Source organism: Pseudundibacterium arcticum, assembly GCF_042646465.1.
Classification (GTDB): domain Bacteria; phylum Pseudomonadota; class Gammaproteobacteria; order Burkholderiales; family Burkholderiaceae_D; genus Undibacterium_A; species Undibacterium_A arcticum.
Genome location: NZ_JBHRTP010000036.1, coordinates 30,118 through 55,477 on the forward strand (window position 1 = coordinate 30,118; position 25,360 = coordinate 55,477).

Annotated in this window: 20 protein-coding genes and 1 pseudogene; 13 read left to right on the top strand and 8 right to left on the bottom strand. The window is 56.8% G+C overall.

All coding sequences use genetic code 11. The features are described 5' to 3' along the window. Positions 1-12 precede the first annotated feature (12 nt). The 4 genes from gcvP to ACFOFO_RS12185 all read right to left on the bottom strand — a co-directional run bounded on the left by gcvP (position 13) and on the right by ACFOFO_RS12185 (position 4,989). Positions 13-2,904, bottom strand: coding sequence for an aminomethyl-transferring glycine dehydrogenase (gene gcvP, locus ACFOFO_RS12170; RefSeq protein WP_390323283.1), 2,892 nt, complete (start codon positions 2,902-2,904; stop codon positions 13-15). Positions 2,905-2,984: 80 nt separating this feature from the next. Next, complete coding sequence (gene gcvH, locus ACFOFO_RS12175; RefSeq protein WP_390323284.1) at positions 2,985-3,362, bottom strand: glycine cleavage system protein GcvH; 378 nt, start codon at positions 3,360-3,362, stop codon at positions 2,985-2,987. A gap of 67 nt (positions 3,363-3,429) precedes the next feature. Further along, the gene (gene gcvT, locus ACFOFO_RS12180) at positions 3,430-4,545 is read right to left on the bottom strand and encodes a glycine cleavage system aminomethyltransferase GcvT (protein WP_390331615.1); all 1,116 of its coding nucleotides are present in this window, start codon (positions 4,543-4,545) and stop codon (positions 3,430-3,432) included. A gap of 243 nt (positions 4,546-4,788) precedes the next feature. Further along, positions 4,789-4,989: a DUF2905 domain-containing protein gene (locus ACFOFO_RS12185; protein ID WP_390323285.1), complete on the bottom strand. Its 201-nt coding sequence runs from the start codon at positions 4,987-4,989 to the stop codon at positions 4,789-4,791. Positions 4,990-5,675: 686 nt separating this feature from the next. Here ACFOFO_RS12185 and ACFOFO_RS12190 point away from each other — a divergent pair. The 3 genes from ACFOFO_RS12190 to ACFOFO_RS12200 all read left to right on the top strand — a co-directional run bounded on the left by ACFOFO_RS12190 (position 5,676) and on the right by ACFOFO_RS12200 (position 7,947). Further along, positions 5,676-5,855: a hypothetical protein gene (locus ACFOFO_RS12190; protein WP_390323288.1), complete on the top strand. Its 180-nt coding sequence runs from the start codon at positions 5,676-5,678 to the stop codon at positions 5,853-5,855. Positions 5,856-6,173: 318 nt separating this feature from the next. Then, positions 6,174-6,434 (top strand): hypothetical protein, encoded by a 261-nt coding sequence (locus ACFOFO_RS12195; protein ID WP_390323289.1) that lies wholly within the window; start codon positions 6,174-6,176, stop codon positions 6,432-6,434. A gap of 298 nt (positions 6,435-6,732) precedes the next feature. Next, positions 6,733-7,947, top strand: coding sequence for a 6-phosphofructokinase (locus tag ACFOFO_RS12200; protein ID WP_390323290.1), 1,215 nt, complete (start codon positions 6,733-6,735; stop codon positions 7,945-7,947). A gap of 363 nt (positions 7,948-8,310) precedes the next feature. Here the strand turns inward: ACFOFO_RS12200 and ACFOFO_RS26595 are convergent. Next, a pseudogene (locus ACFOFO_RS26595) lies at positions 8,311-8,409 on the bottom strand (IS6 family transposase); the annotation flags it as partial. 271 nt (positions 8,410-8,680) lie between these two features. Between ACFOFO_RS26595 and ACFOFO_RS12205 the strand changes: the two are divergent. After that, a complete protein-coding gene (locus tag ACFOFO_RS12205; protein ID WP_390331616.1) occupies positions 8,681-9,943 on the top strand; it encodes a beta-ketoacyl-[acyl-carrier-protein] synthase family protein in 1,263 nt (420 codons plus the stop codon). 27 nt (positions 9,944-9,970) lie between these two features. Further along, positions 9,971-10,885 (top strand): crotonase/enoyl-CoA hydratase family protein, encoded by a 915-nt coding sequence (locus tag ACFOFO_RS12210; protein WP_390323292.1) that lies wholly within the window; start codon positions 9,971-9,973, stop codon positions 10,883-10,885. A 288-nt stretch (positions 10,886-11,173) separates the two neighbouring features. Here ACFOFO_RS12210 and ACFOFO_RS12215 read toward each other — a convergent pair whose 3' ends face one another. Then, positions 11,174-13,258: an ATP-binding protein gene (locus ACFOFO_RS12215; protein ID WP_390331617.1), complete on the bottom strand. Its 2,085-nt coding sequence runs from the start codon at positions 13,256-13,258 to the stop codon at positions 11,174-11,176. A 483-nt stretch (positions 13,259-13,741) separates the two neighbouring features. Between ACFOFO_RS12215 and ACFOFO_RS12220 the strand changes: the two genes are divergently transcribed. The 3 genes from ACFOFO_RS12220 (at position 13,742) to ACFOFO_RS12230 (ending at position 17,089) form a co-directional block, all read left to right on the top strand. Continuing rightward, entirely contained in the window at positions 13,742-13,993 is a 252-nt protein-coding gene (locus ACFOFO_RS12220) for an acyl carrier protein (protein WP_390331619.1), read from the top strand. A 116-nt stretch (positions 13,994-14,109) separates the two neighbouring features. Then, positions 14,110-16,281, top strand: a complete 2,172-nt coding sequence (locus ACFOFO_RS12225) for a GGDEF/EAL domain-containing response regulator (protein ID WP_390323298.1) — start codon at positions 14,110-14,112, stop codon at positions 16,279-16,281. 289 nt (positions 16,282-16,570) lie between these two features. Continuing rightward, on the top strand, positions 16,571-17,089 hold the full coding sequence (locus ACFOFO_RS12230; RefSeq protein WP_390331621.1) for a hypothetical protein: 519 nt from the start codon (positions 16,571-16,573) through the stop codon (positions 17,087-17,089). A 236-nt stretch (positions 17,090-17,325) separates the two neighbouring features. Here the strand turns inward: ACFOFO_RS12230 and ACFOFO_RS12235 are convergent, their stop codons facing one another. Then, a complete protein-coding gene (locus ACFOFO_RS12235) occupies positions 17,326-18,207 on the bottom strand; it encodes a LysR substrate-binding domain-containing protein (protein WP_390331622.1) in 882 nt (293 codons plus the stop codon). A 421-nt stretch (positions 18,208-18,628) separates the two neighbouring features. Between ACFOFO_RS12235 and ACFOFO_RS12240 the strand changes: the two genes are divergently transcribed. Next, the gene (locus ACFOFO_RS12240) at positions 18,629-19,588 is read left to right on the top strand and encodes a porin (RefSeq protein ID WP_390323301.1); all 960 of its coding nucleotides are present in this window, start codon (positions 18,629-18,631) and stop codon (positions 19,586-19,588) included. 138 nt (positions 19,589-19,726) lie between these two features. On the opposite strand, the gene ACFOFO_RS12245 is transcribed toward ACFOFO_RS12240, so the two are convergent. Beyond that, on the bottom strand, positions 19,727-20,506 hold the full coding sequence (locus tag ACFOFO_RS12245; RefSeq protein ID WP_390331624.1) for an SDR family oxidoreductase: 780 nt from the start codon (positions 20,504-20,506) through the stop codon (positions 19,727-19,729). Positions 20,507-20,764: 258 nt separating this feature from the next. Here ACFOFO_RS12245 and ACFOFO_RS12250 point away from each other — a divergent pair, with 258 nt between their 5' ends. The 4 genes from ACFOFO_RS12250 to ACFOFO_RS12265 all read left to right on the top strand — a co-directional run bounded on the left by ACFOFO_RS12250 (position 20,765) and on the right by ACFOFO_RS12265 (position 25,067). After that, complete coding sequence (locus tag ACFOFO_RS12250; RefSeq protein ID WP_390331625.1) at positions 20,765-21,862, top strand: ABC transporter substrate-binding protein; 1,098 nt, start codon at positions 20,765-20,767, stop codon at positions 21,860-21,862. A gap of 95 nt (positions 21,863-21,957) precedes the next feature. Then, on the top strand, positions 21,958-22,869 hold the full coding sequence (locus ACFOFO_RS12255) for an ABC transporter permease (RefSeq protein ID WP_390331627.1): 912 nt from the start codon (positions 21,958-21,960) through the stop codon (positions 22,867-22,869). Between the two features lie 20 nt (positions 22,870-22,889). Beyond that, the gene (locus tag ACFOFO_RS12260) at positions 22,890-23,780 is read left to right on the top strand and encodes an ABC transporter permease (RefSeq protein ID WP_390327980.1); all 891 of its coding nucleotides are present in this window, start codon (positions 22,890-22,892) and stop codon (positions 23,778-23,780) included. Positions 23,781-23,813: 33 nt separating this feature from the next. Next, complete coding sequence (locus ACFOFO_RS12265) at positions 23,814-25,067, top strand: ABC transporter ATP-binding protein (RefSeq protein WP_390323304.1); 1,254 nt, start codon at positions 23,814-23,816, stop codon at positions 25,065-25,067. Positions 25,068-25,360: the final 293 nt, after the last annotated feature.

Consider the following 25,360-nt stretch of genomic DNA (forward strand, 5'->3'; position numbering starts at 1 on the left):
AGGTCTAAACCATTACTCGTACTCGCTGGTCGGCACGCAGGCGCAGAACAGGTTACGGTCGCCATACACATTATCGGCACGGCCGACCGGCGGCCAGTACTTTTGTTTGCGCACCGCCGGGATCGGGAAGGCCGCCACTTCACGGCTGTACTTACGCGTCCACTCTTCTGCCATCAACACTTGTGCGGTGTGCGGCGCGTGCTTGAGCGGATTGTCCTCACGGTCGAATTCGCCGCTCTCCACCTTGGCGATCTCTTCACGAATGGCGATCATGGCGTCGATAAAGCGGTCCATTTCAGCTTGTGATTCGCTCTCGGTCGGCTCGATCATCAGGGTGCCGGGGACCGGGAAGCTCATGGTCGGCGCATGGAAACCGAAATCCATCAAACGCTTGGCGACATCTTCATTGCTTATGCCTGTGGCATCGGTCAAAGGACGCAGATCGAGAATGCACTCATGCGCGACCAGACCATCATGACCGGAATACAATACCGGATAGTGCGGTGCCAGTCGTCGGGCGATGTAGTTGGCTGCCAGGATCGCGGTTTCGGTCGCGGCGGTCAGGCCTTCTGCACCCATCATCGCGATATACATCCATGAGATCGGCAGGATGCTGGCCGAACCGAACGGCGCGGCGCTGACGGCGTTGATGCCGCTGGCATCGCGCTGGTAGCCGCTGGATTGCTGATTCGGCAGGAATTTGGCCAGATGCGCAGCCACTGCGACCGGACCGACGCCCGGGCCGCCACCGCCATGCGGGATGCAGAAAGTCTTGTGCAGGTTCAGATGGCTGACGTCGCCGCCGAACTGCCCCGGCGCCGCAACCCCGACCAGCGCATTCATGTTGGCACCGTCGATATAGACCTGGCCGCCGTGCGCATGAACGATTTCGCACAATTGCTGGACGCCCTCTTCAAACACGCCGTGGGTCGATGGGTAGGTCACCATGACCGCCGCCAGATTGGCGCTATGCTCCTGCGCTTTCGCCTGCAGGTCTAGCAGATCGACGTTGCCGCGCGCATCGCACGCCACCACCACCACTTTGAGGCCGACCATATTGGCCGATGCCGGGTTGGTACCGTGCGCCGAGGACGGAATCAGACAGATATTGCGATGCCCTTCGCCACGCGACGCGTGGTAAGCCTTGATCACCAGCAGGCCGGCATATTCGCCTTGCGAGCCGGCATTTGGTTGCAGCGACACTGCCGCGTAACCGGTCGCGGCGCACAACATCGCCTCCAGCTGGTCGATCATCGCGCGGTAGCCGACGGTCTGATCGTTGGGCGCGAACGGATGGATGCTGGAAAACTCGGGCCAGCCGACGGGTACCATTTCACTAGTGGCGTTCAGTTTCATGGTGCAGGAACCGAGCGGAATCATGGTGCGGTCGAGCGCCAGATCCTTGTCGGCCAGGCTGCGCAGGTAGCGCAGCATTTCATGTTCTGCGTGATAACGGTTAAATACCGGATGCGTCAGGTAAGCGCTGCCACGCACCAGTTCGGGCGGAATCGCATCGTGCACTGCAGCTTCGATCTGGTCGAAATCCGGCACCTGGGCACGCGGCCGGAAGCCATGTGCAAAAATCGACCACAACAGCGCCACGTCGTCGCGGCTGGTGGTTTCATCCAGTGACAGGCCGACATGTTTGGCGTCGATATGGCGCAGGTTAACGCCGTGCGACTGCGCGGTCGCATGCAGTTTTTCCGCATTCTTGACCTGCACCGTCAGCGTGTCGAAAAACGTTTCATTGACGATGGTGTAACCAAGCTGGCGCAGGCTGGCCGCCAGCACACCGGTGTAACGGTGTACGCGCCGGGCGATCTGGCGCAGGCCGGCCGGGCCATGATAGACCGCATACATCGATGCCATCACGGCCAGCAGAACCTGGGCGGTGCAGATGTTGGAAGTCGCTTTTTCACGACGAATGTGCTGTTCGCGGGTTTGCAGCGCCAGACGGTAAGCCTGATTGCCCTGGGCATCGATGGTGACGCCGACCAGACGGCCAGGCATGCTGCGCTTGAATGCATCGCGAGTCGACATATAGCCGGCGTGCGGGCCGCCGAAACCGAGCGGAACCCCGAAGCGCTGGCTGTTACCGACCACTACGTCCGCACCCCATTCACCCGGCGGCGTGAGCAGCGTCAGCGCCAGCAGGTCGGCCGCCACGACGACCATGGCGCCCTTGGCGTGCAGCGCCGCAACATATTCGCGGTAGTCGCAGATGTCGCCGTTGACGCCTGGATACTGCAGCAGCACGCCGAAACAGTCGTTGTTGAGAGCCTCATCACCGGTGCAGGTGCGCACCTCGATGCCGATCGGCTGGGCGCGTGTTTCAATGATTTCACGGGTTTGCGGCAGCACATCGTGTGCCACGTAGAACACGTCGGAATTGGACTTGCCGACGCGCTGCACCAGCGTCATCGCTTCTGCCGCCGCAGTGCCTTCATCCAGCATGGACGCATTGGCGATGTCCATGCCGGTCATGTCGATGATCATCTGCTGGAAGTTGAGCATCGCCTCCAGACGGCCTTGCGAAATTTCAGGCTGATACGGCGTGTAAGCCGTATACCAGGCGGGATTTTCGAAAATATTGCGTAAGATCACGCCCGGTGTATCGGTGTTGTAATAACCCTGACCGATCACCGACTTCAGCACGCGGTTCTGGGCGGCGAGTTCCTTGAGCTTGGCCAGTGCGGCCTTCTCCGATAGCGCTTGGGTGAACTCGCCGAGCGGCAACGCGTCTTTGCGGCGGATATTCGCCGGCACGATGGCGTCGATCAGCTCGGCGCGCGTACGGTAGCCGAGCGTGGCCAGCATAGACTGTTGTTCGGATTCGGAAGGGCCGATATGGCGGGCGATGAAGGCATCGCGTGCTTCAAGTTGGGATAGGCTGGGGCGGGTCATGAGTTGGAGCGAAAGAGGGGGTATAAAAAATGCGGTGCAAGCTGCACCGCACTCTCGGAATGCGTAAAACCGAAGGCGAGTTAGGCGATGTTCTTGCCGTAGGCGTCGGCTGACATCAGGCCATCAACGTCGTTGATATCCGCCGGTTTCAACTTGAACAGCCATGCATCATAGGCGTTATGGTTGATCTGGTCAGGCGCATCGGTGACGGCTTCGTTGACCGCGACCACTTCACCTGCGATCGGCGCATAGATGTCGCTGGCAGCCTTGACCGATTCCACCACTGCGCAGTCGGTACCGGCCTTAAACGATTTGCCTACCTGTGGCAATTCGACAAACACGATGTCGCCCAGCGCATCTTGCGCAAATTCGGTAATGCCGACAGTGACGGTGCCATCGGCTTCAACGCGCAGCCATTCGTGGGATTCAGTGTATTTGAGTTCAGCAGGAATATTCATTATTGCTCCAAGGATAAAAATATTTTGGTAGGGCAGGGCTCCGTGCCAGCACTACCAACATGGTAAATCAGGAAACCAAAATCTTGCCGTTGCGCACGAATGGCAGTTTGACCGCCGTGGCCGCCAGTTTTTTGTCGCGGATTGCTACCTGTACGGTGTCGCCCAGCGCCACGCCCATCGGCACACGCGCGAGCGCAATCGCCTGCTGCATGGTCGGGCTGAAGGTGCCGCTGGTGATTTCGCCATCGCCCTGTTCGGTGATGACGGTTTGATGGGCCCGCAACACGCCGCCTTTTTCGCGCAGGATCAGGCCCACGAACTGGGCGTTCTGCCCCTTGGCCAGCAGAGCCGTTTTGCCGATGAAGTCACGCTCACTGACCTGATCGATGGTCCAGGCCAGACCGGCATCAAGCGGATTGACCGTCTCGTCCATGTCCTGACCGTACAGATTCATGCCGGCTTCCAGCCGCAGCGTGTCGCGCGCGCCCAGACCGGCAGGCCTGACGCCAGCGGCCAGCAACGCATTCCACAACGCTTCGGCCTGCGCTGCCGGAAACGCCAGCTCAAAACCGTCTTCACCGGTATAGCCGGTACGCGCCACCATCATTTCGCCGAACGCAGTATCGGCGACCAACACCGCATTGAACGGTTTGATTGATTCGCTGGCCGCTTGCGTCTGCGGCAATACCTGCCATACCTTGGCACGGGCGTTCGGCCCCTGTACCGCGATCAGCGCCATCGCATCCTGGCCATCACGTCGTTGGGTGATGCTCAGACCGCTATTGGTTTTGTCATTTTGGGTCGAAATCCAGGCGATGTCTTTTTCCGCCGTACCGGCGTTGACCACCAGCCGGAACCAGTTTTCAGTGAAAAAATAGATGATCAGGTCGTCGATGACAAAGCCTTCCGGCGTCAGCATGCAGGAATACAGTGCCTTGCCTGAGACCTGCAATTTGTCGACATTGTTGGCCACCAGACCGCGCAGGAAGCCGCGCACATTGGCACCCTGCAGATCGACCACGCACATGTGGGACACATCGAACATGCCGCAATCGGTGCGCACCGCATGGTGTTCTTCGATTTGCGAACCGTAGTTGACTGGCATGTCCCAACCGCCGAAATCGACCATGCGTGCGCCTGCGGCACGATGCGCGGCATTAAGTGGAGTCGCTTTAAGTGTCATGAAATCCTCGTTATCAAAAAGAAGGCTGTTTGAGATTCAGCGTCGGAATTATCCCATTGCGTGTCGAAGCAACCCGATAGGCGTCAGGTTCGCCCCTTCTTTGTCGAGTAGCCGGCCATCCAAGGTGGTTCGGCAGGTGGTGTCTGGCCGATACGCCTTGGGATCTCGCCATCCAGTCCTTCAGACGCTTGTGCCTTGGAATTACACGTTCAGTCAGTTGCCGTTCTATCAGTTCGCGCACCTTCAGCGCCTAAAGATCCAAAACAGGATCGACAGCACCAAGGAGATGACGATACACGTCACGATGGGGAAGTGGAAGCTGAATCCCTCCCGAACAATATGAATGTCCCCCGGCAGTCGACCAAACGGAATCTTTGACAGCCAAGGCCACCCGACACCGGCAACCACCAAGAGAAGTCCAGCGATAACGAGGACACGTTGCATTATGTTTATATAAAAAAGAATATCCCGCTACAGAATGGCAACGTACAAGGCAATCGCGGTGCCCGTTACCCACAGTACCAGGTCGCCATTTCCAACTATTCGACTGGCGAACCTGAACCAGTGCATTTGCAGCCATAATTGTAGTACGCGGCATCGATTGTTTTAAACCGCGACGGCGCTTACCGGACGATTTTTTCCGTTTGGTAATGTGACGCGCAAGAGTTCACTTAAATGGGCGGCGTGTCATTTCCAATAAGAAACTTTCTCGGTTTGCATGTTTATTGATACATAAGCCCGGGATCGGTGTCGAAGACGCTCGAAGCGATCGGACGGGAACCCGACCAGTGCCTTGGGGCGGCGCTTGTCATACAAGTCTATCGAAAATGTGTTTTGGAAGATATTTCAAGGTGGTGGTGTCGGTCACCCACTGAATCCCGGCGGCATGCTGCTCACCCCGCAGGTGCTTCACGACCGGGTAGATTTTCACGATGCCGGCATCGATTGTTATTCACGCAAATGATATCAGTCATGCAGAATAAAAAGTGGCAATATATGTGGCAATGCAGCATAGTTCGTCTGTCTCCTCCAATCTCCTCCAAGAATTGGATTTAGCCCGCTCTTACCAGCGGGCTTTTTTTCGTCAAAATTCTTGCTCTATTCGAGATGTTGCAAAACAATCTAGGCAAATGCTCAAGAACTTCCAGCAGATTGGCGAGGTCGTCAGAGCCGAATCGTCACGCACAGTTACGACTGGCGGGGGATTGCAGGACGATCCCGAAGTGTTCGCACCGGCCGAGTTGCTGGTGGCGCTCTCGGACCCGCTGCTGCCGCGCTCCAGGATTAAGAAATCCCCGAATGCAGCCTGATTCTTCAAGCGACGTGCTGGTCCATGTTCTAGAATGAAACCATGGCGGTGGGCTTAGCAGTCATCGGCTCCTAACCGCGATATTTCGTGCGGGAACGGATGCGGAAATGAAGCTCAATTGGCTTTTATGGTTATTTGTGCTGTGGACTGCAATGGTGATTCTGTTGATCGCGCTGTTTGCCGCAGGTGTCCAATAACAACGGTGCCGATGATGGCGGCATCCTGAACCGGACCGCACTCACGAACGCGAGATCACGAATGCGGGGCGATATTTTGCAATGCGGCGAACAACTGCATCAGTGACCCTTGGGTGCTGACGATGACTGCAATGGCGGAAAAAACAACAGCGATCAAGGATGAATACACCCGCAAAGTCAGCGGCGAAACCTTTCAGTACGAGGTCGAATACTCGTCTGGAGAGACGGTAGCCTGGAGCGCCCGTGTATATCAGGACGGCATTCTGAAGGGAGAGCCGAACGGCACGATCATTGATAACGCATTTACTGGCGAGGCTCTGAAAGTGTATATCGTCAGCTATATGGAAGGCATTATCGAGAGAGGGCTCGGCATCGCCGAGTAGTATGGTTGTTACCTTTGCTGGGTGATTCATAGACATCGTTTCAACTAAAATGAAGCGATGGACGACGAGATTCGGAAACGACTTCGATGGGTTCAATTGTATGAGCCACTTCAATTGTATGTGCCACTCGTCGACGCAGGCGTGGAAAGCCTGCGTTGCGGCATTTCTCGACCAACGCTACGCAAGTGGCGGAGGCGGTATCAGGCGCACGCCGACGCCGAACAGATGTGCAGACAGTTTTTTAACCGCAGACTCTATCTCCGTTTCGGCGGTCAACCACGGATAGGAGGGGAATCGCATGGCATCCGGAAAAATTCTTGTCGCCCAGGGTGGCGGTCCGACCGCGGTGATCAACCAGTCGCTGGTGGGCGTTACGCTTGAGGCGCGTCGGTTTCGTAACGTTGAGCTGGTCTACGGCGCCCGCCACGGCGTACGCGGTATCGTTAATGAGGACTTCTATGACCTGACGCAGGAAACCAGCCACAATCTGGAGCTGGTGGCCAACACGCCTTCCTCTGCGCTGGGTTCCACCCGCGATAAACCGGACATCAAGTATTGTCAGGAGATCTTCAAGGTGCTGCGGGCGCACCAGATCGAGCACTTCTTCTACATCGGCGGCAACGACTCGTCCGACACGGTAAGTATCGTCAGCCTGGAGGCCCAAAAGGCCGGCTATCCGCTGCGCTGCATTCACATTCCGAAGACGATAGACAACGATCTGGTCGGCAACGATCACACCCCGGGATTCCCATCGGCTGCACGCTTTGTCGCGCAGGCGTTTGCCGGCGCCAACCTCGATAACGCATCCCTGCCTGGCGTATATGTCGGCGTCGTGATGGGGCGTCACGCCGGGTTTCTGACGGCGGCGTCGGCGCTGGGCAAGAAGTTCCATGACGACGGCCCGCACCTAATCTACCTGCCAGAGCGCACTTTTGTACTTGAGAAGTTTCTGGCCGACGTGAAGGCGACCTACGAGCGATTCGGGCGCTGCGTGATTGCGGTTTCGGAGGGTATTCACGACGCGTCGGGGGTACCGATCGCGAGCCTGCTGGCCAAGGAACTGGAGCATGACGCCCATGGCAATGTGCAGCTGTCGGGCAATGGCGCGCTGGCCGACCTGCTGTGCGAGGAGATCAAGAGCAAGCTCAAGATCAAGCGCGTGCGGGGCGATACCTTTGGTTATCTGCAACGCTCGTTTATCGGTTGCGTGTCCGACGTGGACCAGCGTGAAGCGCGCGAGGTCGGCGAAAAAGCGGTGCAGTTTGCAATGTGGGGCAGTTGCGACGGCTCGGTGGCGATCAGGCGCACCGGCTCTTATTCGGTCGATTATGAGCTGCTGCCGCTGGAGGCGGTGGCGGGCAAGACGCGCGTGATGGAGGATGAATTCATCGCTTCATCCGGTACCGATATCACCGATGCATTCCGGCTCTACCTGCGCCCGTTACTGGGGTCGGGCATGCCAGATGCCTTCCGGCTCCGGGCCAAGCCGGTCACCAAGTTGATGAATCGATAGCGCGCGCCGACCTGCTGTTGCCGGTGATGCCGGCCATGCTCCGGTGTGGCGAGCGGCGCCGTGGATAACCCTGAATCGCAGTTCAACAATTAACGACAGCAGTTTTTCTGTCTAAACTACCCGAGCCACCGCTATGCATCGTTGGCGCAGTTGGCTCGTAAGTCGTGTTCAATAAATTTTTGCGCTACTTTTGGGTCCTGTAATACCCGTTCGATAAATCCGCGTCACATCGCATCCCACCCTCCCGCACGTCCGATATCTTCAGACATCCTTCTCCTTGATAATTGTCTCTTCCACACGCCGGATTTTACCGACCGCGCTGGTGCATGGGGAAGACCGTTTCAAGCAATGACACCAATCTCAGACCAATCTTAATGCCCAACGATTGATCGATGAATGCTCGACCGTTACCCCGCACTCTTCCATCATTTGCTCCAGATACCGGTAACTCAACGGAGTCGCAGGCTACCTGATGCGCAGCAAAATAGCGTCCTGTAGAAATCGGATTTCCTAAATATTGAGCATCGCGATTTACGTCGTTTTTTGAACGACGTTCAGAATCGTCGAATCCGTCGCCCGATAGTGAATGCGACACCGGCCCGTGCGTTTTCGAAGAAAACTTTGCGCTACTGAACGCTATCTCTGCGCATCTGTGGCCCGGATATTACTGCCATACTGTCCGCACAAATTTTATTTCGTGGGTGTCTCCGTCCTTTGCTGAAAGGTGAAAAATATGTATAAGAAAAACACTGTTGTCATTACGGGTCTGGGCGTAATTTCGCCCGTCGGCCTCAACGCGGATGCGCTGTTTCGTTCGCTGTCCATAGCGACATCCGGCATCAGACGCTGTGACGCGGATCCGTTAAGCAAGCCATTTCCGGCTGGCCTGATTCCTGAATCATTTACCGAACGATTCACAAAGCTCGAATTGCCGTATCTGGACCGTTGCCAGCAAATGGCGATTCTCGCCGCGCGCCAGGCAATCACGGACGCTGGATTTGACAATTTCGCGGAATATGGCCAGCGGGCCGGCCTGTATTACGGCAGCGTCAAGGGTGGGGTCGCCACCGAGCAGGCGTGGTACCAGCAGCTGCTGGTAGAGGGGAAACAGGCGGCCAGGCCGTTCACCGCGATGGCGATCATGCAGAATGCAGGCGCGTCGCAAATCTCGATTCGGCACCAGATCCAGGGGCCGGTGATGACGCATGGTAGTGCTTGCAGCTCGTCGGGCGCGGCGATCGGGGAAGCCTTCCGCGCCATCCGCGACGGCTACCTGGATGTGGCAGTTGTCGGTGGCGCCGAGGCGCCGCTGACGTCGAGCGGCTTCGGGGCGTTCGATGGTATCCGGGCGTTGGCCATGGCGGATCCGACTGATATCAGCCGCAGCTGTAAGCCCTTTTCATCGGATCGAACCGGACTGGTCATGGGCGAGGGTGCTGCATTCATCGTGCTTGAATCGGCGCAGCATGCCAAACAGCGGGGCGCCGCCTGCTTCGCCGCCTTGTCCGGTTATGGCATTTCCTCGGATGCGTATCATATCGGCACGCCGAACGCAGACGGGCAGACCGCAGCGCTGCGTGCGGCGCTCGCCGACGCCGGGCTACAGCCATCGGATATCGACTACTTCAATGCGCATGGCACCGCGACCAGGGGCGGAGACGAAGTCGAAGCGAATGCCATCTGTGCCGTTTTCGGCGCTCGCTCCGTGCCGGTCAGCTCGACAAAATCCATTCATGGCCACTTGCTCGGGGCAACCAGTGCACTCGAACTGGTGATCACGATCTTGGCGATGACCGAGTCGTTCCTTCCCGCTACCGCACACTTAGATGCCATTGATCCCAAATGCGCATTGAATCATGTTGCGAATACCCCGCTTTTCAATCGCCAAATCGAACACGCCATGTCTTTTTCGTGTGGCTTTGGCGGTACCAATGTGGCACTGGCTATTTCGAAGCACCGCGAAATGCCGGCAAGACGCCATTCTGTTTCGGTGTAGCAGAGCTAACTGAAAAGGGTATCAATAATGAAAGCCATCGATTTTGTGTTGCCAACATCGGAGCAATACGCTTCAAACCGGATTGCGGTCGAACTGGAGACGACCTTGTCCAATACATTATGGGTCACGATGAAGAAGGATCCAACGGGCGCCATCCAGAATTTCTCCTTGCCTCTTTTGCATCATCTGTCTGCCCTGGTTCATACCATCAAGGAACATGGCCCCCGCTGGCATCGCGACGGCAACACGATCCCGATCCATTACGCGGTGATGCGATCTGAACATCCTGATTATTTCAGCCTTGGCGGGGATTTGAACTATTTCCGCGATTGCATCAGGCGGCAAGACAAAAGCGGTCTCTACCACTATTCGAGGCTGTGTCTCGACATGCTGTATGACTGGGCAACCAGTTCCGGTGATTCGATGACAACCATTGCGCTCGTGCAGGGCAGGGCGCTGGGCGGTGGATTCGAGTCGGCACTCAGCGCGGACGTTCTGATCGCGGAAGAGCACAGTGAATTCGGGTTCCCGGAAATCATGTTTGGCCTGTTTCCGTGTACCGGCGGCATGAGCTTGCTGGCGCGTCGGGTTGGTGTCTACCAGGCAGAACGCATGATGACGAATGCACGGATCTATTCGGCCGTCGAGTTGAAGGAGATGGGCGTGGTCGATGAAATCTGCCCGCGTGGCGACGGCAATCTGGCGGTCACCAAATTTATTTCCCATCACGCCAAACGACGCGTGCCACGCCTGATGGTGCAGCGTAGCCGGCACCGCATCGCACCGCTCGATTACGCAGAACTGTTAGCCGTCGTCGATGAATGGGTCGAGGTAGCGATGGGATTGCCGGCGGCGGAATTGCGGGTCATGGACATGCTGATCATGATGCAGGCGGGCGCGCACAAACCAGGCGCGGACTTGCCGCATGAAAGGCGCGCCTAGGGATAATCTGATCCGGGACCTCCAGCGTCACCGGATCGGAATCTGGTCGCCGGATTCTCGGATTCCCAAATCGCCCGCGCGAGGGGGGCGATGCGCCGCATCGCTGGTCAAACCTGAAAATATGGCGGAGATGAAAACATCATGCGAATATCGCGCATGGTGTGCTGTGTGCCTGCCTTGGCGTCGGGGTATGTCGCACCGATTCGTATCCGTGTTCCACGGCGCTCGGAAGTCGATCAGCCTGGCACTGGCAGCGCACCTGGTCCGTCTCAGGTCGGGTGGCAAACACTAGTGCATGATGGTCTGGTCCCGCAAAATGGCGCGCAGGTCATGCACGCTGCGATTGGTCGCCTGCGCGATCTCCAGTGTCCAGTAATCCTCCTTTGCTGCCCGCAATTCCCACCGATCGATGCGCATGAGCTTACTGGCCAATGACGCAAGCCGTACTGCGCCCACACTGACCGATATGCCGCTCAATGCATGGGCCGAATCGTGGATTTGCGTGATGTCCTTGGCAGCCAGTGCTTCCAGCAAAGCGCTGCAATTGCGTTCCATGTCCATGGTCGCGCTGCGCAGGATTTCCGCGAAGAATCCCGGGCGCTGACTGCAGGTCTGCAAATCCTCGAGCACCGCAAGATCAAGATACTGCGGCGAAATAGATGTGAAGGTCGCAGACAGCGATGCCTGGGTCGATGGCGTCGGCCTGGACTGCGCCGGCATGCCGTCCTCGCCACAGGCTTGCGCAATCGCCTGGCGCAGTTCGTCGCGCGTGATCGGCTTGTGTAAGACCCCCGCGGCCCCGATATCCTGTAATTTCGCGCTGGTGGTTGCCGTGGTATCAGCGGTGAGGAAGAATACCGGTGCCGTCGCCAGTTTTCCGAATTGATAGATCTGGAAAACCTGCGCGCCATCCATGTCCCCCATGTTGTAATCTATGAAGATCACGTCAAAGACCTGCGAATTGAGCAGGGTCAATGCCTCTTCACCACTGCTGGCCACGGTGACTACATGACGGTCCCCTTCCAGTAATTCTTGGATCAGGATCAGATTCGTAGCATTGTCATCGGCTATCAGTACCCGCTTGCCGCACAGGACAGGCACGGCCGCCACGTCCGCGGATTCCTGGGGTGCTCTCACGACCACAGGTAAATTGACGTCGAAATAGAACAAGCTCCCTGTTCCCGGCTCACTTTGCACCATGATTTCGCTTCCCATCAATGTCACGACTTCCTTTGCAAGACTCATCCCGAGACCGGTACCGCCGTATCGGCGCGCTGCGCCGGCGGACGCCTGGAAAAACGGTTCAAAGATTTGCTGATGCAGTTCCTGCGGAATGCCGATACCGGTATCTTGCACACTGAACCGGATTCGATAAACATCATCGATCTTTTCGAGCAACTGCAGGTTGATCTCGACCTTGCCTACATCGGTAAATTTCACTGCATTGCCGGCGAGATTTTTCAATACCCGACTTAAGTAATGCGCATCGCCTTGCACCATGCTCTTGATGTCGGGGTCCACCGTCACGGTAAAACTGATGTTCTTGGCTTCTGCCGTCGATGCGAAGGTGAACCGAATATGTTCCATGACATCGTGTAGATCGAACAGCGTCGACGCAAGGATGAGAGCGTTGGCTTCGAATTTTGCCGAGTCCAAAAGGTCGTTTATTTCCAACAGCAAATCGTTGGATAACCTCAGAATAATGTCGGCGCGCTTGACCAGGCGTGCATCCATTGCTTCTGCCGAGATCAACTGCGCAGAGGCAACGATTCCCGACAGGGGCGTGCGCAGTTCATGACTTACTTTTGCGAGGAGTTGTGATTTCGCCTGGCTTTCATATTCTGCACGTGCGTGCGCGTCCCGCAGATTCTTGATCAAGCCGGATGCATACAGGGGTACGACCACGAGTACGGTGAACAGGGAGAGTCCCATAATGGGATGCTCACGCCAGATCGGCGCGATTACCAACACCATGGCAAAACCAGTGAGCGAGGCAGCCTGGCAAATCCACATAGCGCGCCGACCGGTCCGAAAACCAAAACCCAAAATGGTAAATAAGTAAAAGCAAACAAAAAGGGCCCCGGTCTCTCCCGTCATGGTTAGCCATCCGGACAACAGCAACGGGTCGAGAATTGCGGTGCCGATCACAAGAGCGCGCGCGGTGGATGGCTGCCGCATGCGGGTCACCAACCAGAGCGTGGAAAACATGTAAAGCGCATGCAAAATGGCGATCACGCCCACGGCGATGAATCCGTTCGCGCCATACGGCGTTCCCCAGTACCAGACGGCGACAAGTCCGAATAACAAGACTGGAAATCCAACCGTGACGCGCACCTTCGCCTGAACCCTGACGCTGGACTCGACATCCGTCATGTTAGTGGTCGCCTTGCCCCCAGTCGTCATACGTACCACCTTTTCCATGTTTCCGTGCCAAATGGCGGATGTTCCGATCCTTCTCTGCCCTGGTACCAGGGGGGCGATCTGCCTCCGCCAGACTGCATATCCACCGCGCATTTGGCATCTTACCGCCGATGCACTCATCGGGCATTCCTCATCGGGCATTCCTGATCGGGCATCCCTGATCGGGCATCCCTGACATCACGCGACGGCGGTCGTGCCATTCGACTATGCCGAGATTGAATCATGGAAGAATAGTGAATTAACGGCTTACAATGCCAGTTACCACAATCACGAAAGATGGCGCTGTCGACGGTGGTGCAGTCCACGCCCGGCGGAGTGTTGTTATACAGCCATCATGCAGTACCTACTCCCACATTGGCAGATCGCTTCTATTGTTGTCGATGCGCCCAATTCCCGACGAATACGTTCGTCAGTCCTCTCACTGAAAGAAACGCCATGATGAACGCTGTCGATGTCGCTATCAAAATTAAATATATTCTGCACGAACGGTTTGGAATCGACACGTCGGCGATGGACGACTCCACCAAACTAAGCGATCTTGGTATCGATTCCCTCCACCTTGCCGAGATCATGCTCGACATAGAAACGGAATTGGATATCACCATCGAGGATCTGCCACTTCTTCCGGAAACGACGCTCGGTGACCTTGCCGCCATCGTCTCAAACGGTTTGCTGAAAAGCGCGTGACCCAGGCATACGCTTTCGACATCGACGGATTAAAATAGTATCCTGCGGGGAATTGTTGCTCATGGCATACTGACAAGGCCAACCGTTTGCCAACAACAGGTCCTTGATCAAGCTAAATGAACCATGCAAACAAGATGGTGAGCACAGCCGATATTCTCAATGCCAGTATTTTGATCGTCGACGATCAGAAAACGCATGCGCTGATTCTTGAAGGGATGTTGCGCCACGCCGGGTATGCATCCATTACCAGCACGACCGATCCGTATGCGGTCTACGCACTTCACCGCGAGAATAATTATGATTTAATCCTGCTCGATCTCAAGATGCCCGGCATGGATGGATTCCAGGTGATGGAGCGCCTGAAGGAAATCAACACGGATGACTATCTTCCTGTGCTGGCAATCACCGCTGACCACGATTTGAAACTGCCTGCTCTGCAGGTTGGGGCAAAGGATTTCATCAGCCGACCCTATAATTTGGTTGAAGTGCTGATGCGCATCCACAACATGTTGGAAGTGCGGTTGTTGCACACGATGGTGAAAAATCACAGCAAAGTGTTGGAGCAGACCGTGCAGGAACGAACGGCCAATCTGCGCCAAAGTGAAGCGCGGTTCCGCAGTTTTACCGTCATGTCATCCGACTGGTATTGGGAACAGGATGCCGATTTTCGGTTCACCATGATTTCCGCTACACAAACTGCTTTAGCAGAATGTCCGGAACAATTGATCGGCCAAACACGCTGGGAAGGTGCGGCAGGCACGGAAGGGAACGAATGGACGGCGCACAAGGCAGCGCTCGAGGCGCGCCAGGCATTTACCGATTTTGAATACAAATTTCGTTGCGATAACGGTAATATTGCATGGCGGTGCATCAACGGCGAACCATTGTTCGACAGCGATGGAGCCTTCACAGGTTACCGCGGCACGGGCAAAGATATCACCCGGCGCAAGCAGGCAGAAGAACGCATCCATCATATGGCGCTGCATGACGCGCTGACTGGACTGCCGAACCGGACCTTGCTGCTCGACCGCCTCGACCAGGCGATTGGTTATGCCGGGCGTCACGGGCATGCAGTGTGGGTCCTGTTCGTTGACCTCGATCGCTTCAAATTTGTGAATGACAGTCTGGGCCACAAGGGCGGGGACCAGGTGATCAAGGCGATTGCTGACCGGCTGCAATCTACGACGCGGGAAATGGATACGGTGGTCCGTCTTGGCGGTGACGAATTCGTATTGGTCCTGCCCCAGCGTGCGGATGAGACCATGGCCACGGACGCCATCAATCGCATGATGGAAGCGGTTGCACAACCCATCGTGCTAGAGACTCACCAATTCTTCCTGGGCTGCAGTATTGGTGTTGCCGTGTATCCGGCGGATGGAACGACGTCGGAAGCATTGTTGGAACACGCCGATACCGCGATGTATCGTGCCAAGGAAATGGGCGGCAACAACTTCCAATTCTATACCGCCGCGATGAATGCACGCTTGCTGGAGCGACTCAGCATCGAGAAGGATTTGCGCAATGCGATCGAACGCGAGGAGTTCGTCTTGCATTACCAGCCGCAGGTCGATATCCGCACAGGTCGTATTGTCGGAATGGAAGCCCTGATTCGATGGCAGCATCCGACCCTCGGCATGGTGCTGCCGCACCGGTTCATTGGTCTTGCCGAAGAAACAGGCTTGATCGGAGTGATCGGTGCTTGGGTGTTGCACACGGCCTGCGCGCAGACAAAATCATGGGAACGCGCCGGGTACGGGCAATTACGCGTCGCCGTTAACCTATCTGCTCGTCAGTTCACACAAAAAGATCTCGTGCAGTCCATTGCCAATATCCTGGCGGAGACGGGACTTGCCCCCCACTTTCTGGAGCTGGAGCTGACGGAGAGTCTGTTGATGAACGATGTCGAGGCGGCGATTGAAATCCTGCAAGGGCTCAGAGCCTTGCACGTGCAAATGTCCATTGACGATTTCGGTACCGGTTATTCGAGTCTGGCGTATTTAAGGCGCTTTCCGATCGACGTGCTCAAGATCGATCGGTCTTTCGTGCGTGACATGACGTTGGATTCCGATGATGCGGTGATTGTGAAATCGGTCATTTCACTGGCACATAACCTGAAGCTACGCGTGGTCGCCGAAGGCGTCGAGACGCAAGAACAATTGATGCATTTGCGCATTCTCGAGTGCGACGTAATGCAGGGTTATTTCTTCAGTAACCCAGTGCCAGCCGAGACGTTCGGGCAGATACTCCGAGAGGGAAAGTGCCTGGCGATGGAGGCTGGCGGTTCCTGACGCAGGACCTCCTGGCAATAAGATGGTCGGGTGGGTTTTGATTGAGTCTGATGCCTAATTGGTATCGGTGCATTCTTTGCGCACACGCCCGGCTATCAGCCTAAACGAGACAAGCAAATATTTTTGGGAGCACATTTTTTTGAGGGGGGAAGTTAAAATACTTGATCAATCAAGTATCGATGCGGGTTTCAAGATATGATTCGACTTCCCGTCCCGTTGATAATGCCTCCCGCGTGGAGGCTATTTTGTTTGTGGTATTCAAATTGCCGTTTCCCCCCACCCCTTCGATGTGACCGACATGCCCATTCCATTGTCTGATATGTCCGATGATCCTGCGCCAGGCAGTGATTCCAACACCCAAGAGCCACGACTGTGGCGCGACGACGGGTGGACCGCGCGCGTCATCAAGAACGAGGACGACGAGGGCTGGGCGGTGGCGATGATCATGGACGGTGAACCCGAGCCCGCCTTGGTCGGCCCCTGGACCATGGGTCGCGACAAGAAGAATCCGAAGCCGCTTGACTCAGCCGCGTTCCGCACCTTGGTCAAGACCGCCTCGGAATTCTTGCGCAGGCACGAGCAACAGTTGCATGCGATGCTGCACAAGAACATCACGGTGACCGCCGGATCCGCGCAGATAGGCGTCACTCTCGACATCATTCCCGATGAGGACCATCCGTATGCGCTGCTGAGCGCTCACGATGAGGCCGGCGACCAGCTCGCGCAAGTGCGCGTGGCGCCGATCTTCAAGTTGAACGCGGCCAGCGCCGAGGCATGGATCGAAGACGGCTTCCGGAAGCCCGGCTGACTGGCGCCGCGATTGATTTCGTGTGTCCTGCTGCTTTCACAAGGCGTTCTCGCTCACGCTAGCGCTGCTCCGAAAACCCCCGGACAGGGCAGAGGCGCCACTCGCACAACGGGCGGCTCACATTTTTATGCCACATACCTAACGTTCAGTCCAATCGACGTGAAAAAACGTGGGTCACGCGCACCCAATGTTTAACAGTCGTAGCGCAGTACGACGTCACGCCCGATTCGGATACTTTAAGGTCGTCCCGATAGGCGCGCAATCCAATCGCGAAATAGCACGACTTTCTGCAAGTTCGCCACACAGTCCGGATAAACCAGATAGTAGCTTTGTCCGGTAGACAGCATCTTGTCGAACGGTATGACCAGCCGCTTCATCTCAATATCTTCACGCACCAGCGCGCAATCGCCGATGGCGACACCGAAGCCGTGGGCGGCAGCGTTCATTGCCGAATCGAGCGTTTCGAAATTCTGGCCGCTATCCGGATTGACGCCAGTCACCTCCGCAAATTTCAGCCACATTTGCCAATCGCGATGGTCGCGCGTCGGGTGCAGCAGCGTGTGGTGCACCAGATCTTCAGGCGTATCGAGCGGCTTCTCCCCTTGGAGGATTTCGGGTGCGCAAACCGGTGTCAGTTGTTCTTCAAACAGCAGCATTGAATGAATGTCGTCACCGGTGGGGGTGCCATATACGATCGCTGCATCGAATGCATCATGCCGAAAATCGACATTGTGTTGGGTCGTCGTCGTCAACTGGATCTGGATGTCGGCATGCTCCGCCTGAAACAACATAATCTTCGGCAAGATCCAGCGCATCGCACAAGTAGGCACCTTGAGCGCCAAGTCATTGCGCTGCCGCGTCAACCGGGTCGAGATTTCTTCGATGCGTGAAAAACTCTCGCGCACAACCGGCAGCAGGATTTCACCCTCGACCGTTAACGCCAGTCCTTTCGGAAACCGGGTGAAAAGCTGAAAGCCGTAGTGCTCCTCCAACGCGAGGATCTGCCGGCTCACCGCGCCTTGTGTCAGGCACAAATGCTCCGCCGCCCGCGTGAAGCTGCGATGACGCGCCACGATTAAAAATACCTGTAGCGCGTTCAGTGGAGGCATGCGTTGCATGGATGAGCCTTGAGAGTTAGGTATTAGTAAAAATCATGCCGACCATGGCAACAATTTGATTGCAAAGAATCCATCTGCCGTCAAAAATACTAGCACAAAATGGCCATCTCGCACCATGTCGCGGATTTCATGAAAGGCATCGACTCACTAGTTTCTTCATGAAGTAAGGGCGTGGTGGGTGTCGAATCGGCTCGGACGATGTCCGAAAAAATTGTTTTCTGACATGCCTTCCAATCGATGTCGGGAGATTTTTCATGCCCGTTTCAAGTCTCAGTTCCACGCTTCCAGTTTGTCCATCCCATGCAAAAACCTCATGTTCCCCATGAGAATCTATAGGTTGTGGCGGTTGGCTTGAGCCTTGAGAATTGGCCGTGCGAAATTGATTCAATTCGCCGATCAACTAAAAAGGGAGACACACACAATGACAAAAAATTTACTGGCACTCGCAATTTTCGGTGCGTTCGCAGGCGCGGCGCAAGCGCAATCGAACGTCGCGGTCTATGGCGCAATGGATATCGGCTTGATCAAAGCCACTGGCGAAACCTTGGCGATTGGCCGTGGCGACAACAATAAACTAGGCTTTAAGGGAACGGAAGACCTGGGCAATGGTTTGAGCGCCAACTTCCGTATCGAAATGCGTTTTGAACCGGATACCGGCACCACAGAGTCCGGCGGGCGTCGTCCGCTGTTCCAGGGTCGCAGCGTGGTGGGTCTGTCGGGCCCGTTCGGTTCGATCAAGCTGGGGCGTGACCTGACCGCTGTTCAAGATCCGATTGGGGATTTTGATCCGTTTGGCTTCCAGACAGTCGGCTCGCTCGATGCGATCCTCGGCAACTACAGTACCGATCCGTCGTATGCGGGTTCTTCCGGTAACCGTCTTTCCAATGGCGTGTACTACAGCACGCCATCGATGGGCGGCTTTCAGGTCAATGCGACGTTGGCAAGCAAAGAAGGATTGAATGGCGGACCGCAACTCAATTCGAACCCCTATTCGTTATCCGCTACGTATGCCAATGGTCCACTGGCAACACTGGTCGGTGTCGAACGCAGTACAGCGGAAGACAAATTCTGGACCGTGTCCGGTGCGTACCGTGTCGGCGTCGCCAACCTGATCGCGTCCTACTCCCGCCTGAATCGCGCTGTGGGCGTCAAGGACACCAACTGGCTGGTCGCAGCGGACATTGCTGTTGGTGTAGGCAGCGTCAAAGTCGGCTATGGCCAAGTCAAGCCGGAGAATGCTGGCGCCAATAAACAGGTGTCTCTCGGCTACTGGCACAATTTATCCAAGCGCACGATGCTCTACACCGATGCGACCAGGCGGAAACCTGCTGTTGGAGATTCCAGCAATGCATTTGATGTGGGTATTCATCACACGTTCTGACCCTGCTACGGCATAAAAACTCCCTTTCCCGTCTGCGGGTGAGGGGAGCCAGGCGCATGCGAAAAAAAACGTGACATCGCTTGACGCCAGAATCAGCACCGCTGGCCTGCCTTGCCTCAGCGTGCTGCGTAATCCGAGTTAAAACGTCCCTGGATATTCACCGCCATCAAGCAAAACGTTACGCCCGGTCATATACCCCGCATGCGTGCTGCACAGGAATGCACAGACTGCGCCAAATTCCGCCGTCGTACCGAAACGCTGTGCCGGGATGTGCCGCCGGCAGGCGTCGATTTCCTCATCCAGAGTTCTGCCTGCGGCCTGTGCCGAAAAATTCAGCATCGCCTGCATGCGATCCGTATAAAACTGTCCCGGCAAAAGATTATTAATCGTCACGTTGTGCAGTGCCGTGGTACGCGCCAGACCGGTGACGAAACCGGTCAAGCCGGCGCGCGCGCCATTCGACAAGCCGAGGATATCGATCGGCGCCTTTACCGCACTGGAGGTGATGTTGATGATGCGGCCGAAGCGGCGTGCCATCATGCCGTCGACGGTCGCCTTGATCAATTCGATCGGCGTCAGCATGTTCGCGTCCAGCGCGGCCATCCACTGTTCACGATCCCAGTCGCGAAAATCGCCGGCGGGCGGACCGCCTGCATTGGTCACCAGGATGTCCGGCTGCGGGCACGCTGCCAGCGCCAGTGCGCGGCCCTCGGCTGTCGTGATGTCGCATGCGACGGTGTTTACCACCATATTGCTCGCGCTATGAATGTCTTCTGCGGTTTGCTCCAGCACCGTTCTGGTGCGCGCCACCAGCGTGACATGTACCCCCTCGGCCGCTAATGCTGCGGCGCAACCACGCCCTAATCCTTTGCTGGCCCCGCATACCAGCGCATGTTTGCCGCGAATGCCCAAATCCATAAGATCTCCTTTGCGTTAGTTAGGATCATAGTTTCGTGCACTGATAAATGGCATGACATTTTCACATGGCGGGCATGAGATCTTTTCGATTGCCGCTGTGCTGCTTGACTTGCACTATGCAGACAACCAAACCGTTTTTCCGTAAAGGCGATGCGTTCTGGGATGCGCGGTTTGGCGCTAAAGCATCATGAAGAAAAAGCCCGTCGCCATACCGCGCAATTCGTACCCCCGTTAATACAATCCATTGAGGAGATAGCTATGAACGAACATGATGTCAGCAGGAGACGATTCATCAAGACGATAGGTGCAGCATCGGTGGCAGCCGCCACGCTTTCCGCACCGTTCGTGCATGCGGCCGATTCCAAGTTCAAGGGCAAGACATTGCGTCTGCTGACCTGGTCCGACGACACTGGCCTGGCGGCGTTACGCAATATCGCCGCCACGTTCGAAGCGAAGACCGGCGCCAAGGTGATCGCCGACCGCACCGGCAGCACCTCGGAAATGGTGGCCAAGCTGAAGGCTGCTGGCAGCAAGCCGCAATACGACGTGATCACGCTGGCTGGCGTCGGCGCAGTGGGACTGGCCAAAGCCGGCCTGTTGGAGAAGCCCGATTTCAATCGGATTCCGAATATCAAGGATGTGCCTGAAAAATACCGTACCGGTGCAGATGGTCATGGCATAGGATATTTGCTTTGGTGTAATAGTCTGATGTACAGCACGCGCACCATCAAGGAGGCGCCGGATAGCTACGCCGCACTGTGGGACCCGAAATACGCTGGCCGTCTATTCCTGCCGCCCCCAGGCTGGACCGAGGCGATGGATCTGATCATTGTTGCCGCCAAGCTGGCCGGTGGTAATGAGCACAATATCGAGCCGGGCTTCAAGAAGCTGGCCGAATTGAAGAGCCGGGTCATGATGCTGGGAGAAAACCCGAACCAGGTCGCCGAACTGTTCCGCACCGGCTCGCTCGATATCGGCGGCTTGTATGCACCGGCCTTCTTCCCCAAGCAACTGAAGAACCCTGCATACGGCATGGGCTCCACCTTCGGCATGAAGGAAGGCTTCTTTGCCGATCTGATGTTCTCCGTGATGCCGAAATCCCGTCCTGGCGATCCCGATCTGACTTACGCCTTCCTCAACCATACGCTCGACCCGGTGGTCCAGGGCAAGATGGCCGAAGACATTTTCAACGGCCCGGTCAATTCCAAGGCAGTGATTTCAACCGAAGCGCGCAAGAGCCCTTATATCCTGACGCCTGAGCTGATCGCGGAGAAGGGCATTATCCACGACAACGCTTTCCTTTCCACCGTCCAGGGCGACTGGTTGCGCCGCTACACTGAAATCTTCTCTTCGTAATGGTGTTGTGATCAACGTGCGTCTGCCGATTCCAGTGCAGACGCGCGCTGTCGGTCGTAATCAGTCGTGTTGTAACTTGTGATAAGAGAATCGAGATGAACCCTAGTAACGTGCTGGCCAGTCGGGCCGGCGACGCTGCCGTGCGTCCCCCTAAAAAAATGCGCTCGCCCACTGCGCGCGCCTGGCTTTTTCTGCTGCCGGCGATGCTGTTTCTATTCGTGCTGGTGGTGGCCAGCCTGCTGGTGCTGCGCATGAGCGTCGGCGTCAAGGGCGAGGAATGGACTGCCTTTAGTCTGGAGTCGTATGTGCGGCTGCTGGAGCCCTATTACATGAAATCCTTGCTGCTGACCATGCGCCTGGCGCTGGTCAGTTCAGTGATCGCGGTCGCGCTTGCGATTCCGGTCGGGCTGGCGATGGCGCGGCTGAAGTCGCCGCTGATGCGCCAGCTGTTTCTGGCTGCGGTGTTGCTGCCTCTGCTGGTCAACCTGCTGCTGCAAAGCTATGGCTGGCTGGTGATTCTGGGGCCGGCCGGTTTGCTCAATAAAATGCTGCTATCGCTTGGTCTGATCGAGCGTCCGGTGATGCTGTTATATAACCAGGCCGGCGTGTTGCTGGGGCTGGTACAGACCGCATTTCCGCTGGCGGTGCTGCCGATTGCCAGCTCGGTGCGGGGTGTCTCGCGCAGCTATGAAGAAGCCGCCGCGACCCTCGGTGCCAGCCGACTGCAAGTGCTGCGTCAGGTCGTGCTGCCGATGAGCATGCCCGGCATCATGACCGGTGCAACGTTGGTGTTTGCCTACAACGCCAGCAGTTTTGTGGTGCCGATGCTGCTGGGAGGACGCCGGGTGCCGATGCTGGCGGTCGTGGTGCATGACCAGATCGCGCCCTTGCTCAACTGGCCGTCGGCATCCGCCGGCGGCGTGGTCCTGATACTGTCGACACTGGCAGTCATGGGCTTGTCCGAATATTTTACCGGCCGTAGCCGCCGTGCCCTGGAGGTTTCATGATGACGCACTCAGCCGCAGCAATGTTGCCCGAGGCCGTAGCCTCACCGCGCCGGGCAGCGATGGCAAGTTTGAATCCATTCCGTTGTGCACCTACCTTGCCGGGTGAGGGCGGGCGCTTCGTGACGATCCTGGCCAGCACGATTCTGTTGCTCATTGTGCTGCCGATTCTGACCTTGATTCTGATGTCGTTCAGTGCCGGCGAGACGCTCGATTTCCCTCCCGCCAGCTATAGCCTGCGGTGGTACCAGGCGGCCTGGAATACCTTTGTCTCGCCCGACAAGAGCGACGTGCTGTCCGTTGGTCAGGCGTTCACCACCAGCTTGCTGGTCGCCTTCCAGACCATGATCCTGGCCACACTGGCAGCAATCCCGGCGGCCTATGCGATCACGCGCTGCCGCTTTCGAGGCAGGGCGCTGGCGATCCAACTGGTGTCGCTGCCGCTGGTGTTTCCGATGGTGGTGCTGGGGTTGTCACTATTGCTGGTAATGGATCATCTGCCATTCGATCTGGGCAGCTGGCGGCTGGTGATCGCGCACGTGATCCTGGCATTGCCTTTTGCGATCAAGAACTGCACTGCTGCGCTGACCGGGATCGGCAACGAAATCGAGGAGGCGGCACAGATGCTGGGCGCGCGTCCCTTGCGTGCGATCGTCGATGTGGTGGTGCCGCTGATGCGCTCTGGCATCCTGGCCGGGATGCTGCTGGCGTTCATCGTCTCGTTCAACGAGTTTACCGTCACCTTTTTCCTGTACACCATCGAAGTCATGACGGTGCCGATCTGGATGTTCAGCCGCACCGTGTCCTCGCTCGATCCGACCGTATTCTCGTTCGCGGTATTGACGGTGGTGATCGATTTTGTCTTGATCTGGGCGCTGGAAAAATTGGTAGGCGATGGCGGCGTGTCATTCTAATTAACAAAATTCAACAGAAATTCGGAGACTAGTATGAGTGGATTAATTCTGGAAAACGTCGAAAAGCGCTTTGGCACCGCCTGCGCAGTGCAAGGAGTTAACCTCCATCTGCCGGAAGGAAAATTGGTGTGTTTCCTCGGGCCGTCCGGCTGTGGCAAAACCACCTTGCTGCGCTTGATCGCGGGCCTGGAAACCCTGAGCGCCGGTCAAATCCGTCTCGACGGAAACGATATCAGCAGTGTGCCGGCCCACCAGCGCAACTTCGGCATGGTGTTTCAGTCGCTGGCGCTGTTCCCGCACATGACCGTGGGTGAAAATATCGCGTATCCGCTGCGCCTGCGCGGCATGGAAAAAAGCGCGCAACAGCGCCGTGTCGCCGAACTGCTGCAGTTGATCCAGTTGCAAGAGATGAAGGACCGCCCGGTCGCCAAACTGTCCGGTGGACAACGCCAGCGGGTGGCGATTGCGCGCGCCATTGCCGCCGATCCCAAATTGCTATTGCTGGACGAGCCGTTGTCTGCGCTGGACGCCAAACTGCGCGAAGCGATGCAGGTCGAAATCCGGCAACTGCAACAGCGCCTCGGCATCACCACCATCATGGTCACGCATGATCAGCGCGAAGCGATGACCATGGCCGACATCGTGGTGGTGATGGGGCACAACCGGGTGCAGCAGGTCGGCACGCCGATTGAGATTTACCGCAATCCGGCCAACGAGTTTGTTGCTGATTTCATCGGCATGGGAAATATATTGCCGGCTACCGCCATCGGTGACGGTCGGGTCGGGCTGCGCAGCGGTGCCGCGATTCGTGTGCCGTTGCCGGACCGGATCCATGTCGGCGCCGCGGTCAAGATCATGGTACGCCCTGAAGAGCTTGAATTGTCGCATGTGTCGGAGTTTGATGACGACCAGACACGCGGCTCGGTCATCTTCATGCGCGACAGCGGCACCATGATCGAAACGAGTGTCGACGGTGCCAGCACCGTACTGGCCGCGTTAACAACGCCGAGTCAGAACTTTGGCGTCATCAAGATCCTGGTGCGTCCGGAGGGCAACGAATCACCGTCCGCCTTCGAACCGGACAGCAACCATGTGTACGGCACTGTGACATTTGTGCGCGATATCGGCGCCACGATCGAGACCACCATCGATTGTGACGGCGTCCAGCTGACCGCCTTGAGTACGCCACGCCAGGGTCTAGGCCTTGTGGTGGGCAACCCGGTGGCGGTCAAGATCCCGGCGCATGCCTGCTGTGTGCTGGAGGCTCGCGGAGAATTGACAAGTTGATTGGCAGCACCACCCATGCCAACCTTCAGCCTGCAAAGGGGGAGGGGCGACGTTTCCTCCCGGGCAGGGGCGCGATGGCCTCCCGACGTGGCGTGGGGGCCGAATACCTGAATGCGTGACGCCGCCAGAATATTTCCAAAAATACAATAATAAGTGTATTTTCGATAAGCGCCTGACGCGCTGTTTGAATTTTGCTACCGTTATGCATAAATCTCATGCTTTTAATGAGAAATGATAGCTTGTCACCGTAGGGCGTAAGCGGGAACATAGCTTAAGCACAATTCATTCATTAC

Excerpts from the sequence above, each read along its gene's own strand:
- gcvP (WP_390323283.1), bottom strand. The coding sequence starts at position 2,904 with ATGACCCGCCCCAGCCTATCCCAACTTGAAGCACGCGATGCCTTCATC.
- gcvH (WP_390323284.1), bottom strand. The coding sequence starts at position 3,362 with ATGAATATTCCTGCTGAACTCAAATACACTGAATCCCACGAATGGCTG.
- gcvT (WP_390331615.1), bottom strand. The coding sequence starts at position 4,545 with ATGACACTTAAAGCGACTCCACTTAATGCCGCGCATCGTGCCGCAGGC.
- ACFOFO_RS12185 (WP_390323285.1), bottom strand. The coding sequence starts at position 4,989 with ATGCAACGTGTCCTCGTTATCGCTGGACTTCTCTTGGTGGTTGCCGGT.
- ACFOFO_RS12190 (WP_390323288.1), top strand. The coding sequence starts at position 5,676 with ATGCTCAAGAACTTCCAGCAGATTGGCGAGGTCGTCAGAGCCGAATCG.
- ACFOFO_RS12195 (WP_390323289.1), top strand. The coding sequence starts at position 6,174 with ATGACTGCAATGGCGGAAAAAACAACAGCGATCAAGGATGAATACACC.
- ACFOFO_RS12200 (WP_390323290.1), top strand. The coding sequence starts at position 6,733 with ATGGCATCCGGAAAAATTCTTGTCGCCCAGGGTGGCGGTCCGACCGCG.
- ACFOFO_RS12205 (WP_390331616.1), top strand. The coding sequence starts at position 8,681 with ATGTATAAGAAAAACACTGTTGTCATTACGGGTCTGGGCGTAATTTCG.
- ACFOFO_RS12210 (WP_390323292.1), top strand. The coding sequence starts at position 9,971 with ATGAAAGCCATCGATTTTGTGTTGCCAACATCGGAGCAATACGCTTCA.
- ACFOFO_RS12215 (WP_390331617.1), bottom strand. The coding sequence starts at position 13,258 with ATGACGGATGTCGAGTCCAGCGTCAGGGTTCAGGCGAAGGTGCGCGTC.
- ACFOFO_RS12220 (WP_390331619.1), top strand. The coding sequence starts at position 13,742 with ATGATGAACGCTGTCGATGTCGCTATCAAAATTAAATATATTCTGCAC.
- ACFOFO_RS12225 (WP_390323298.1), top strand. The coding sequence starts at position 14,110 with ATGAACCATGCAAACAAGATGGTGAGCACAGCCGATATTCTCAATGCC.
- ACFOFO_RS12235 (WP_390331622.1), bottom strand. The coding sequence starts at position 18,207 with ATGCAACGCATGCCTCCACTGAACGCGCTACAGGTATTTTTAATCGTG.
- ACFOFO_RS12240 (WP_390323301.1), top strand. The coding sequence starts at position 18,629 with ATGACAAAAAATTTACTGGCACTCGCAATTTTCGGTGCGTTCGCAGGC.
- ACFOFO_RS12245 (WP_390331624.1), bottom strand. The coding sequence starts at position 20,506 with ATGGATTTGGGCATTCGCGGCAAACATGCGCTGGTATGCGGGGCCAGC.
- ACFOFO_RS12250 (WP_390331625.1), top strand. The coding sequence starts at position 20,765 with ATGAACGAACATGATGTCAGCAGGAGACGATTCATCAAGACGATAGGT.
- ACFOFO_RS12255 (WP_390331627.1), top strand. The coding sequence starts at position 21,958 with ATGAACCCTAGTAACGTGCTGGCCAGTCGGGCCGGCGACGCTGCCGTG.
- ACFOFO_RS12260 (WP_390327980.1), top strand. The coding sequence starts at position 22,890 with ATGTTGCCCGAGGCCGTAGCCTCACCGCGCCGGGCAGCGATGGCAAGT.
- ACFOFO_RS12265 (WP_390323304.1), top strand. The coding sequence starts at position 23,814 with ATGAGTGGATTAATTCTGGAAAACGTCGAAAAGCGCTTTGGCACCGCC.